Genomic DNA, 13,137 nt, shown 5'->3' with positions numbered 1-13,137 from the left:
CCCCGCGGGACCTATCTTGCAAGGCATGTCTCTTATCCCCAGCGCAGACCGCCGCCTGCCCGCGGTGAAGGAAACGCAATGAACGCCAACTTTCGCAATTTCGCTCTGTGGGTGATCATCGGCCTCCTGCTGATCGCCCTGTTCCAGCTGTTCCAGAATCCGGGACAGCGGACGGTGACCAACGAGATCGCCTTCTCCCAGTTCCTCGATCAGACGGAACAGGGGCAGGTGCGCGAGGTCACCATTCAGGGACAGCAGGTCACCGGACAATATTCCAGCGGCGAGGCGTTCCAGACCTACGCGCCGGAATCGGCCGGCAACTACCTGGAGACCCTGCGCACCCAGGGCGTGCGCATCGTCGCGAAGCCGCCGGCGGAGAATTTCTCGCTGCTCGGCGCGCTGATCTCCTGGTTCCCGATGCTGATCATCCTGGGCATCTGGATCTTCGTGATGCGCCAGATGCAGGGCTCCGGCGGCAAGGCCATGGGCTTCGGCAAGTCGAAGGCCAAGCTTTTGACCGAGGCGCATGGCCGCGTCACCTTCGACGACGTGGCGGGCATCGACGAGGCCAAGGAAGACCTGCAGGAGATCGTGGAGTTCCTCCGCGATCCGCAGAAGTTCCAGCGGCTCGGCGGCCAGATCCCGCGCGGCGTGCTTCTGGTCGGCCCTCCGGGCACCGGTAAGACGCTGACCGCCCGCGCGGTCGCCGGCGAGGCGAATGTGCCGTTCTTCACCATCTCGGGCTCCGACTTCGTCGAGATGTTCGTCGGCGTCGGCGCGAGCCGGGTGCGCGACATGTTCGAACAGGCCAAGAAGAACGCGCCCTGCATCATCTTCATCGACGAGATCGACGCGGTCGGTCGCCATCGTGGCGCGGGCCTCGGCGGCGGCAACGACGAGCGCGAACAGACGCTCAACCAGCTGCTCGTCGAGATGGACGGCTTCGAGCCCAACGAGGGCGTGATCATCATCGCCGCCACCAACCGGCCGGACGTGCTCGATCCCGCGCTGCTGCGCCCGGGCCGGTTCGACCGCCAGATCGTGGTGCCGAACCCGGATGTCACGGGCCGCGAGAAGATCCTCAAGGTGCATATGCGCAAGGTGCCGCTGGCGCCCGACGTCAACGTGCGCACGCTGGCGCGCGGCACGCCGGGCTTCTCCGGCGCCGACCTGATGAACCTCGTCAACGAGGCGGCCCTGCTCGCCGCGCGGCGCGGCAAGCGTCTGGTCACCATGGCCGAGTTCGAGGATGCCAAGGACAAGGTGATGATGGGCGCGGAACGCCGCACGCTGGTCATGACCGACGAGGAAAAGAAGCTCACCGCCTATCACGAGGCCGGGCATGCGCTCGTCGCGCTGCACATGCCGGCGTCCGATCCGATCCACAAGGCGACGATCATCCCGCGCGGGCGTGCGCTCGGCATGGTGATGCGCCTGCCGGAAAAGGACCAGGTGTCGCTCACCCGCGCCAAGTGCAAGGCGGACCTTGCGGTCGCCATGGGCGGGCGTGTCGCCGAGGAGATGATCTTCGGCTACGAGAAGGTCACCTCCGGCGCCTCCGGCGACATCCAGATGGCGACCAAGCTGGCGCGCGCCATGGCGACGCAGTTCGGCATGTCCGACAAGCTCGGGCCGCTGCTCTACGGCGAGAACCAGGAAGAGGTGTTCCTCGGCCATTCGGTCGCCAAGAACCAGCATGTGTCGGAAGACACGCAGCGGATCGTCGATTCGGAGATCAAGTCCTTCGTGAACACCGGCTACGAGACGGCCAAGCGGGTGTTGACGGAGCACGAGGACCAGCTCCACACGATCGCCAACGGCCTGCTCGAATACGAGACGCTGTCGGGCGATGAAATCCGCGACCTGCTGGACGGCAAGCCCCCGGTGCGCGAGACCGACGACGATACGCCGCCGAGCCGCGTGTCGGCGGTGCCGAAGACCGGGGCAAAGCGCAGCGGCGAGGGCGATGCGCCGGCCGGTGGCATGGAGCCCCAGCCCCAGGGCTGACGCAACGCCGCGTCGGGCGATCGACGACTTCGCGAAAAGGCCCGGCGGGGATCCGCCGGGCCTTTTCGCGTGTGTAACGAATCAAAACACTTTTTGAACACGATCGCGCGATCATGGTGATAAAGAACAGCGGACACGACGACCTTCATTTCGCCGCGGTGGGTCCGCGGCGCGGATCGCCTTCCCGGACAGCCGGCAGGGTTGATGACCGGAATGAACGGCCGGATCGACACGCTGGACCGACACGCCGGAACAATACGCCGGAATGACACGCCGCATTGGGCTGAAGTGACAGGGCTGACATGACTCGCAAGTTTTTCGGAACCGACGGCATCCGCGGCACCGCAAACCGCGCGCCGATGACCCCCGACATCGCCTTGAAGGTGGGCATGGCGGCCGGTGTGGTGTTTCGCAACGGAGCCCATCGCCACCGCGTGGTGATCGGCAAGGACACGCGCCTGTCCGGCTACATGATCGAGAATGCCCTGGTGGCCGGCTTCACCTCCGTCGGGCTGGAGGCGCTGCTGCTCGGGCCGATGCCGACGCCGGCCGTGGCCATGCTCACGCGCTCGGTGCGCGCCGATCTCGGGGTGATGATCTCCGCTTCGCACAATCCCTATCAGGACAATGGCATCAAGTTCTTCGGCCCCGACGGCTACAAGCTGTCGGACGAGGTCGAGAAGCGGATCGAACGCCTGATCGAAGGCGACATTTCCCGCATGCTGGCGCCCCCGGCGGAGCTTGGCCGCGCGCGCCGGATCGACGGCATGCGCGACCGCTACGTGGAATTCGCCAAGCGGACGCTGCCGCGCGAGATGAGCCTGTCGGGGCTGAGGATCGTGGTCGATTGCGCCAATGGCGCGGCCTACAAGGTCGCTCCGGAAGCTTTGTGGGAGCTCGGGGCCGAGGTCATCGCCATCGGCGTCGATCCGGACGGTTACAACATCAACGACGGATGCGGCTCGACCGATCCGGACGCGCTGTGCCGCAAGGTGCATGAGGTACGCGCCGACATCGGCATCGCCCTCGACGGCGACGCGGACCGGGTCATCATCGTCGACGAGAACGGCCGGGTGGTGGACGGCGATCAGCTGATGGCGGTCGTCGCCCAGTCCTGGATGGAGGACGGGCGCCTGTCGGCCTCCGGCATCGTGGCGACGGTGATGTCCAACCTCGGGCTGGAGCGCTATCTCGACGGGCTCGGCCTGTCGCTGGCGCGCACCAAGGTGGGCGACCGCTATGTGGTCGAGCACATGCGCAAGCATGGCTACAACGTCGGCGGCGAGCAGTCCGGGCACATCGTGCTGTCGGACTATGCCACCACCGGCGACGGGCTGGTGGCCGCGCTGCAGGTGCTCGCCTGCGTCGCCAAGCTGCAGCGCCCGGTCTCGGAAGTCTGCCGGCGCTTCGATCCTGTGCCCCAGATCCTCAAGAACGTGCGCTACAGCGGCGCGACGCCGCTCGACAATCCGGCGGTGCAGGCGGCGATCGAGGAAGGCCGCAAGGCGCTCGGCAACGGCGGGCGTCTGCTCATCCGCCCGTCGGGCACCGAGCCGCTGATCCGGGTGATGGGCGAGGCCGACAACGAGGATCTGCTGTCGGGCGTGGTCGACAAGATCGCCGAGGCGGTGGCGCGCGCCGCCGCCTGACCCGGCGGTTCGCGGGCGCAAATCACAGGTCCCGATGCGCCTGTTGTCCCGTTCCCCTGACCTGCCGTTTCCCTGACTTCCCGTTCCCCAGACGTTCAGGTCCCCGGGCGCGGAGCCGCCGTGCCGCGTCGGCCCGGCGCCGCAGCTTCGGCGCGCGGCCGCGCCGGGGTTCGCCGGGGCCGCAGGGGGCGCCGGACACAGGCGCCGGCCGCCGGTCGGCGCCCGGGCGTGGCGCGTTGTTGCAACGCGAGAGGTCTTCTTCGCGTATTTACCTTTTCTTAAGGTAAAAAATCACGGTTAAAGAACAGGGTTAAGCGCCTCTTAAGTATTTTGAGCAATCCTCGTCACGTGTTTCAAGCGTGCGGCCGGCAAGACCTGACTTTTCGGACGCTATCAACGAGGACCGAGACATGAGCAGCCATTTGAAGAAAATGTGCCTGGCTGGCGTCGCGATGATCGTCTCGTCAGCCGTCCATGCGGCGGACATGCCGATTCCCGTGATCGAGCATACGCCGCAGGTGCCGGTGGTGACCGGCAACTGGTATCTGCGCGGCGACATCGGCTACAAGGTGTACCAGGATCCCAGCCTGAGCTACGGCGGGACCCAGTGGGCGCACGAGAAGATGAACGACACCGGCATGATCGGCGTCGGCGTCGGCTACAAGTTCTCCGACTACCTGCGCGGCGACATCACGCTGGACTACGAGTTCCCGGCCAAGGTCAAGGGCGAGGCGCCCTGTCCGACGCCGTGCGGCGGTCTCGGCGCCGGTCTCTTCTCCGACGAGACGGCCAAGATCGACGTGCTGACGATGCTGGTGAACGGCTATGTCGACATCGGCACCTGGCGCGGCTTCACGCCCTATGTCGGCGCCGGCATCGGCGTGTCGCACGTCACGACCAGCGACATCGCCTTCCGCAATCCCGATGGCGCCACCGGCAGCTATCCGGGCGACAGCACCTGGAACTTCTCCTGGGCGCTGATGGCCGGCGGCTCCTATGCGGTGACGCCGAACTGGTCCATCGACGCGGGCTACCGCTACCTGAACATCGGCAACGCCTATTCGGCGAGCTTCAGCACCGGCGGGCCGAACCCGTCGCGCAAGATCAAGTACGAGGATCTGCAGGCGCACGAGTTCCGCATCGGCGCGCGGTACACGTTCAACTCGGGCCCGAGCTATATCTCCGAGCCGATCGTCACCAAGTACTGATCGCGCCTGCGAAAACATCCGCGAAAGGCCGGGTCGCGCGCCCGGCCTTTTTGCGTCTTCCCGTCGGTCCTCCGCCGGTCCGCCTGGCCGCGGGGACCGGCCTTCGCGGTTCTCCTTCCAGTCGGGTCGCAATGCGACCTTGCGCGCCGTGGCCGGCTCGGATAAGCCGATACGCGGGACACCCCTCCCCAACGAGGGGCACCTATCTGGAAGGATAGCCAATGACCGATGTGCATGAACCGGCCGTGCGGCCGGACAATCCCCGTTTTTCCTCCGGCCCCTGCGCCAAACGTCCCGGCTGGAGCCTGGATGCCCTCTGCGATGCGCCGCTCGGGCGCTCGCACCGCGCGAAGCCCGGCAAGGCCAAGCTGGCCGAAGCCATCGAGCTGACCCGCGCCGTGCTCGGCGTTCCCGACGACTATCGCATCGGCATCGTGCCCGCCTCCGACACCGGCGCGGTGGAGATGGCCATGTGGTCGCTGCTGGGCGCGCGCGGCGTCGACCTGCTGGCCTGGGAAAGCTTCGGCAAGGGCTGGGTCACCGACGCCGTCAAACAGCTGAAACTCAAGGACGCGCGCGTTCTGGAAGCGCCCTACGGCGAGCTTCCCGATCTTTCCACGGTCGATTTTGCCCGCGATGTCGTCTTCACCTGGAACGGCACGACCTCCGGCGTGCGCGTGCCGGACGCCGACTGGATCCCGGCGGACCGCGCGGGCCTGACCATTTGCGACGCGACGTCGGCGGCCTTCGCGCAGGCGCTCGATTTCGCCAAGCTCGATGTCGTCACCTTCTCCTGGCAGAAGGTGCTGGGCGGCGAGGCGGCGCATGGCATGCTGATCCTCAGCCCGCGTGCTGTGGAGCGGCTGGAAAGCTACACGCCGGCCTGGCCGCTGCCGAAGATCTTCCGCATGACCAAGGGCGGCAAGCTGATCGAGGGCATCTTCCGGGGCGAGACCATCAACACGCCCTCGATGCTTTGCGTCGAGGACTATCTCGACGCCTTGAAATGGGCGCGGGACCTCGGCGGGCTCGAGGCGCTGATCGCGCGCGCGGACGCCAATGCCGGCGCGATCGCCGATTGGGTCGCGCGCACCGACTGGGTGGACTTTCTCGCCGTCGATCCCGCGACGCGGTCCAATACCTCCGTGTGCCTGAAGATCGTCGATCCGCGGGTGGCGTCGCTTGAGGCCGAGGCCCAGGCGGCTTTCGCCAAGGGGCTGACCGCCGCGCTCGACGGCGCGGGCGTGGCCTTCGACATCGGCGCCTATCGCGATGCGCCGAGCGGGCTTCGCATCTGGTGCGGCGCCACGGTCGAGACGGCGGACGTCGAGGCGCTGCTGCCCTGGCTCGACTGGGCCTTCGCCCGTCAGATCGCTTCGCTCGCGGACGCGGCCTGAGCGGCCCGCGTCCCGCAACTCCGCTTCAGTTCAGGCTCGAGGCGCCCTCCCGGACAGGCATCCGGGAGCGGCCGCCGCCATCCGGAGGTTTCCCATGGCACCCAGGGTTCTCATTTCCGACAAGCTGTCCCCGGCCGCCGTCGAGATTTTCAAGTCGCGCGGCGTGGAGGTCGACTATCAGCCCGACCTCGGCAAGGACAAGGACAAGCTGCTTGCCGTCATCGGCCAGTATGACGGGCTGGCCATCCGCTCCGCCACCAAGGTGACCGACAAGCTGATCCAGGCCGCCGACCGGCTGAAGGTCGTCGGCCGGGCCGGGATCGGCGTCGACAACGTCGACATTCCCGCCGCCAGCGCGCGCGGCGTGATCGTCATGAACACGCCCTTCGGCAATTCCATCACGACGGCGGAGCACGCCATCGCCATGATGTTCGCGGTGGCCCGCCAGATCCCGAAGGCTGACGCCTCGACCCAGGCCGGCAAGTGGGAAAAGTCGAAATTCATGGGCGCGGAGATCACCTCCAAGACGCTCGGACTGATCGGCTGCGGCAACATCGGCTCGATCGTGGCGGATCGGGCCATCGGGCTGAAGATGCGCGTGATCGCCTTCGATCCGTTCCTGTCGGAAGAGCGCGCTCAGGACCTCGGCGTGGAGAAGGTGGATCTGGACGCGCTGTTCGCGCGCGCCGACATCATCACGCTGCACACGCCGCTCACCGACAAGACCCGCAACATCATCGACGCGAATGCGATCGCGGCCATGCGCGACGGGGTCATCCTGATCAATTGCGCGCGCGGCGGGCTGATCGACGAGGCGGCCCTGCGCGCCGGGCTCGACAGCGGCAAGGTGGCGGGCGCCGGCGTCGACGTCTTCGTGGAAGAGCCGGCGACGGACAACATCCTGTTCGGCGCGCCGAACCTGGTGTGCACCCCGCATCTGGGCGCCTCCACCTCCGAGGCGCAGGAAAACGTCGCGCTGCAGGTGGCCGAGCAGATGTCCGACTACCTCACCAAGGGGGCGGTGTCGAACGCGCTCAACATGCCCTCGATCACGGCGGAGGAAGCGCCGCGCCTGACGCCCTTCGTGCGGCTTGCCGAGCAGCTCGGCTCCTTCGCCGGGCAACTCACCGAGACGGGCCTGTCCGGCATTCGTCTTGAGTATGCCGGCGATGTCGCCGAGATGAACACCAAGGCGCTGACGGCCGCCGCGGTTACCGGCCTCCTGCAGCCGCTGCTGCAGACGGTGAACATGGTGTCCGCGCCGCTGCTCGCACGCGAGCGCGGGATCTCGGTGGAAGAGGTCCGCCGGCCGCAGTCGGGCGCCTATGAGACCTACATCCGCCTCACGGTGAAGACCGAACGGCAGGAGCGCTCCGTCGCCGGGACGGTGTTCGCGGACGGAAAGCCCAGGATCATCCAGGTCAAGGGCATCAACATGGAAGCCGAACTCGGCGCCCACATGCTCTATGTGACCAACGAGGACAAGCCGGGCTTCATCGGCGAACTCGGCATGGCGCTCGGCGGTGCCGGGGTCAACATCGCGACCTTCAACCTGGGCCGGACCGCGCCGGGCGAGGATGCGATCTGTCTGGTCGAGGTCGACGGGCCGGTGCCGGAGCAGGTTCTGGCCCGCATCCGCGCGATTTCGCACGTCAAGCAGGCGAAGCCGCTCGCCTTCTGAAGCGCCGGTGGGCGCCACGACGGCGTGACAGATTTCAATTTCTGAAAGCAGACGGCGGCGGGGCGACCCGCTGCCGTTTCTTTTTGCGATCGAGGGAGTTTTGCGGTCCGGGGACAAGGCAACCGCCGGTGCGCGCGACCGTCGCGCCGGAGGGGGCGCGCCCCGTGCATGACGGACCGGAGCCTTGTCCGGAGCGAAGGGCATCGGACCCGGACAAGCGCGGTCAATGTGCGGAGGACCTCGCGCGGGCCTGGAGAGCCTATTCGGCAGACCAGGCGGCGACGGCCTGTTCCACGGCGCGTGTGCCGGGCGTTCCCTTCTCGAGCGTCAGAATGGCGCGCTTGCGATTCTCGTAGAGCATCGGCAGGTCGATCCAGGCGCGGTCGCGCAGAAGCTGCAGGTTGCGCTCCCGCTCGTCGGGAATGCTCGACAGCGCCACCCAGAAGAAGCCGTCGGCCACCTTCACGGAGGCGCCGATGAGCGCGTCGCCACGGGCTTCCTCGGTCGTCTTCATGACGAGACCCGGCATTTCCGCGACGCCCTGTCCGGTGAAATCCTCCGGCAGGTCGAAGCGCACCTCCAGCAGGTGGCTGGCGGGCAGCGACTGGTCGCGATTCGGCCGCAGCGACATGTTGGCGATGATGTCGCGGTCCGGCACCTCGACCCGCATGCGCAGAACGGTCTCCGTGCGCCCGTCGACGGTTTCGGTGTCGACGTCCCAGATCGTGCGGCCGGAGGAGGCCTGTCCGGCGCTGCCGGCCTCCGGTCCTTCCTCATAGAGGAAGGCGCGCTGCCCGACGATGGCGGTGTCCGATGCGGGTGCCGGCGCGGGATCGGCCGGTTGCGCCGTTTCCGCTGTTGCGCTCGGGCTTTCGGCGGCGGGCGGCGTTGCCGGTTCGGCGGGGGGGGCCGGGGTTTCCGGCTCGACCGCGCGCACGCTCTCGCCGGCCGGGGCCGTTTCCGGAGCCGTCGCCGATGTCTCGCCGGAGGGCGCGGACGGGGTGATCCGGGTGGTCGTGACGCTGCGCGCGTCCGGCGCGACGGCGGTTTCCCCGTTCTCCAGAAGACGCGCGCTGTCCTTGCGCGATTCGTCGGCCTCCGGTTCGGGCGTTTCGGCGGTTTGTTGCGGCGCCGGCTGAGGCGTGTCGGAGCCGGCGAAGAGATCGGTCAGCGCGTCGCGCTGCGAATAGCCGACGGCGGCCAGTCCGATCACCAGCAGCAGCACGGCCGCGCCGCCGAGAAGCGCGGGCAGGCGCGAGGGGCGGGCGCTGTCGAGCGGCGGCAGCGGCCGGCCCTCGGTCCCGCCGAGCGGCCTGCGGTTGTCTCCGACCGGCGCGCGGGATTCGCCGGTCAGGCCTTCCAGGCCGGTGGAGATCTTCGGCGATCCGGTTGCGGCAGCGCTTGCCCCTTGCGTGTAGCTGCCGGAGGCCGGCGCGTCAGGGGGCGGGGTGTCGAGTGTCGGTTCCCGCTTGCGCTCATCCGGACCTTCGCCCTCCAGCGCGCGCCGCGCGCTGCGTCCGGCGCTCTCGGCCGAAGTCCCCAGTTTGCGGGCGTCGTCGATGGCCGCCTTCAGTGTGTCCGCGCCAGGACTTGCCGAGGCGCCCTGGCTCGCGGCGCGCGTCGGCTCGGGCCGTGGGGGCTCCGCGGCCGGCGACCTCGGAGGCGTGGCCTCGCCGGGCGACGATGCCGCGGGTGGGGGCGTGGCGGGCGCCGCCGGAGCGGGCGGTTGTGTCGGTTGCGGCGGTTGCGCGGGCGGCGTTGCCGCGGCGGCGGGGGCCGGTGCGGGCTTGGGCGTTTCGGACGGCTGCGGCGCGGAGGCGCCGAGCGTCGCGCGCGCGGCTTCGGCCTCGACCTTGCGGATCGCCTCTTCCAGCCGCAGTTGCTCGGCCGTGATATCGGAGGGCGAGAGCGGTGGATCGTAGGCCTTGAGTTGCGCGACGATGGCTTTTCGGGCGCGCTGATAGATCTCGCGCCGCGCCGCGCCCGTGTTCTGCGGGAGCGCAGCAACGGTTTTCTTCAAAACCGGGTAATAGTCAGCCATGTCATCAACTCGTCATCGCCGCCCTGGGGTCGCCGCGACTCGCGACCCCTCGATCAAGCCTTAATCCTGAAACGGATTCTGGACAAGGATTGTGTCGTCGCGTTCCGGCGAAGTCGACAGTAGCGCGACCGGCGCGCCGATCAACTCCTCGACGTGCCGAACGTATTTGACCGCCTGCGCGGGCAGGTCCGCCCAGCTGCGCGCGCCTTCCGTCGATTCCTTCCAGCCCGGCAGCGTCTCGTAGATCGGCGTGATGCGCGCCTGCGCGCCCTGCGAGGCCGGAAGATGGTCGATGCGCTTGCCGTCGAGCTCGTAGCCGACGCAGATCTTGATCTCGTCGAGGCCGTCGAGCACGTCGAGCTTGGTGAGCGCGATGCCGTGAATGCCGTTGATCGAGCAGCTCTGGCGCACCAGCACCGCGTCGAACCAGCCGCAGCGGCGCTCGCGCCCCGTGACCGTGCCGAACTCGTGACCGCGCGTGCCGAGGAACCGGCCGATCTCGTTCTTCTGCTCGGTCGGGAAGGGGCCCTCGCCGACGCGCGTCGTATAGGCCTTGGTGATGCCGAGCACATAGCCGACGGAGCCGGGGCCCAGGCCGCTGCCGGCGGCCGCCTGGCCGGACACGGTGTTGGAGGAGGTCACGAAGGGATAGGTGCCGTGGTCGATGTCCAGCAGCGTGCCCTGCGCGCCCTCGAAGAGGATGCGCTTGCCTTCGCGGCGCTTGGCGTCGAGCAGCGACCACACCGGCGTCATATAGGGAAGCAGTGCCTCGGCGACCTGTTCCAGCTCGCCGTAGATCGCGCCCGGATCGATCTCCGGCTCGCCGAGGCCGCGGCGCAGCGCATTGTGATGGGTGAGCAAGCGCTCGATCTTGGCCGGCAGGGTCTTCAGGTTGGCCAGATCCATGACGCGCACGGCGCGGCGGCCGACCTTGTCCTCATAGGCCGGGCCGATGCCGCGCTTGGTGGTGCCGATCTTGGTGCCGGTGGCGGCCGCGTTCTCGCGCAGCGCGTCGAGCTCGCGGTGCAGCGACAGGATCAGCGTCGCATTGTCGGCGATGGCGAGCGTGTCCGGGGAGACCGTCACGCCCTGCTCGGCCAGGCGGGCGATCTCGGCCACCAGGGCATGCGGGTCGATCACCACGCCGTTGCCGATCACCGAGAGCTTGCCGCGCACCACGCCGGACGGCAGCAGCGACAGCTTGTAGCTCACGCCGTCGATGACCAGCGTGTGGCCGGCGTTGTGGCCGCCCTGAAAGCGCACGACGACATCGGCCTGTTCCGACAGCCAGTCGACGATCTTGCCCTTTCCTTCGTCACCCCACTGCGAGCCGACAACGACGACATTTGCCATGATCAATCCATTCTCTTCCAGAGCGCCGGAGCGGCCCCCGGGGAGCCGCATGCGCGCACGAAAAACCCCGGCTTTCGAACCGGGGCACAGGTGGCGCGACTATAGCCAAGGCGGGGCCGCGTGACGAGCCCCCCCGACACGCTTTCGCCCTGCTTTCGACGCGCTTTTTCCTCCTGATGCGGATTTTGGAGCGGGCGGGCCGATGCCGGCGGTCCGGTTCAGCGGGGGCGATCCCTGCCCGCGCCGCGTCCGCTGCGCGCCAGGCGGAAGATCATCGGCGAGGTGCGCAGCAGCCACACGAACCGCTTGCGCCGGTCGGCCGGGACGGCGGAGCGCTTGGCCAGCCGCATCAGCACGAAGCCGACGAAGGCGAGATGCAGCGTCGCGGTGTAGACGAAAAAGGCGCCGGGGCCGAAGCGGTCCATCACCAGCGAGGCGAGCAGCGGCCCGGTCATCGCGCCGAGCGCGAAGAACAGCGTCAGACCGGCCGCAAGCTCCACATACTGGCCCGCGCGGGCGTGGTCGTTGGCATGCGCCGCAGACAGCGAATAGAGCGGCAGCGCGAAGCCGCCGAACAGGAACCCGCCGACGTAGATCGCCGCCGGCAGCGTCGCGCCGGACAGGAACAGGCAGGCGGTGCCCGCGCCGACGGTCGCGACGATCAGCACGAAGCGGCGGTCGGTGCGGTCCGACGCCCAGCCGAGCGGGTACTGAAAGAGCGCGCCGGCGAGCACCCACAGGCTGATCAGCAGCGCCAGGCCTTCCGCATCCAGACCCACCGCCTGGGCATAGACCGGCCCGACCGTTCGGAAGGCGCCATTTGTCAGCCCGATGGTGAGCACGCCGACGGCCGCGACCGGCGAGATGCGCCACAGCGCCAGATAGTTGATGCGCCCGGGCGACTGCTTCGGCGGATTGTTCTCGCGCGACAGCGACACGGGGATCAGGGCCGCGCAGAAGAGAAGCCCGATGACGACGAGGATTTCCATCCCGCCCGCGCCGAAGGCCGGCAACAGGAACTGGAAACCGGTGACCGCGCCGAGATCGACGATCCGGTAGACGCTGAGGATGCGGCCGCGCTCGGAGTTGGAGGCGAGCGTGTTGAGCCAGCTTTCCAGCACCATGGCGGTGCCGCAGAAGGCCGCGCCGCTGGCGAAGCGCAACACCGCCCAGGAGACCCAGGGCTCGCTCACCAGAAGCAGCAGCACCGACATGGCGCTCATGGAGGCGAGCGCGGCGAAGACCCGGATGTGCCCGACGCGGCGAATCAGCAGCGGCGCCAGCAGCACCGCGACGATGAAGCCGGCGTAATAGGCGGAGCCGAACAGGCCGATCACCGTGTCCGACAGGCCGACCTCCCGCCCGCGCACGGCGACCACCGTCATGGCGAGCCCGTTGGCGCCGAGCAGCAGCGCGGCGGCGATCAGAAGCGGGACGAGGCGCGCGAGAAGCGGCGGGGAACTCCCGTGCGTGCGCGCGGCCGGTCCCTGCGCTGCGTCGACGGGCGCGCGCCCCTCGGGATCGATCTCGGACGTATCGTCCCGGGCGAGGTCTGCGGCGGAAGGGCTGGACATCGGTCGTGGTCGGTCGTGGTCGGTCTGGTCTGGCCGCCCCGTCGGGGCGCGGATCGCTTGACGGGCGAGGGCATTTGAAGCGGCGAGGATCGCTCGAACCACAGTGCGCCGCCGATTGCGGCGGAGCAAGGGCGGGGGCCGCCCGGTCCCTGCATGGCGGCCCCGCGACCGCCGCCGGTCCGGCGATGCGTCACCCCCGTGCGCAAATCCGGGTCTCGCAAGTCGGG

The 13,137-nt window shown here is 68.6% G+C and carries 8 protein-coding genes; 5 read left to right on the top strand and 3 right to left on the bottom strand.

Annotated elements, in window-relative coordinates; genetic code table 11:
* Positions 1–78 precede the first annotated feature (78 nt).
* The 5 genes from ftsH (at position 79) to serA (ending at position 7,942) form a co-directional block, all read left to right on the top strand.
* Positions 79–2,007, top strand: a complete 1,929-nt coding sequence (ftsH, locus tag ABL312_RS15010; protein WP_349358214.1) for an ATP-dependent zinc metalloprotease FtsH — start codon at positions 79–81, stop codon at positions 2,005–2,007.
* Positions 2,008–2,309: 302 nt separating this feature from the next.
* Positions 2,310–3,656: a phosphoglucosamine mutase gene (gene glmM, locus ABL312_RS15005; RefSeq protein WP_349358213.1), complete on the top strand. Its 1,347-nt coding sequence runs from the start codon at positions 2,310–2,312 to the stop codon at positions 3,654–3,656.
* Between the two features lie 410 nt (positions 3,657–4,066).
* Positions 4,067–4,864 carry an outer membrane protein gene (locus tag ABL312_RS15000; RefSeq protein ID WP_349358212.1) on the top strand — a complete coding sequence of 266 codons (798 nt, stop codon included), beginning with the start codon at positions 4,067–4,069 and terminating at the stop codon, positions 4,862–4,864.
* A 221-nt stretch (positions 4,865–5,085) separates the two neighbouring features.
* Positions 5,086–6,261, top strand: a complete 1,176-nt coding sequence (locus tag ABL312_RS14995; protein ID WP_349358211.1) for a phosphoserine transaminase — start codon at positions 5,086–5,088, stop codon at positions 6,259–6,261.
* A gap of 94 nt (positions 6,262–6,355) precedes the next feature.
* Positions 6,356–7,942: a phosphoglycerate dehydrogenase gene (gene serA / locus ABL312_RS14990; protein WP_349358210.1), complete on the top strand. Its 1,587-nt coding sequence runs from the start codon at positions 6,356–6,358 to the stop codon at positions 7,940–7,942.
* Between the two features lie 259 nt (positions 7,943–8,201).
* Here the strand turns inward: serA and ABL312_RS14985 are convergent, their stop codons facing one another.
* The 3 genes from ABL312_RS14985 to ABL312_RS14975 form a co-directional block, all read right to left on the bottom strand.
* Entirely contained in the window at positions 8,202–9,983 is a 1,782-nt protein-coding gene (locus ABL312_RS14985) for a hypothetical protein (RefSeq protein WP_349358209.1), read from the bottom strand.
* A 60-nt stretch (positions 9,984–10,043) separates the two neighbouring features.
* Positions 10,044–11,336, bottom strand: coding sequence for an adenylosuccinate synthase (locus ABL312_RS14980; RefSeq protein ID WP_349358208.1), 1,293 nt, complete (start codon positions 11,334–11,336; stop codon positions 10,044–10,046).
* Positions 11,337–11,554: 218 nt separating this feature from the next.
* A complete protein-coding gene (locus tag ABL312_RS14975; protein WP_349358207.1) occupies positions 11,555–12,910 on the bottom strand; it encodes an MFS transporter in 1,356 nt (451 codons plus the stop codon).
* Positions 12,911–13,137: the final 227 nt, after the last annotated feature.

The sequence above is a fragment of the Stappia sp. genome (assembly GCF_040110915.1).
Taxonomy (GTDB): domain Bacteria; phylum Pseudomonadota; class Alphaproteobacteria; order Rhizobiales; family Stappiaceae; genus Stappia.
This window is presented reverse-complemented; position numbering and strand designations above follow the sequence as displayed.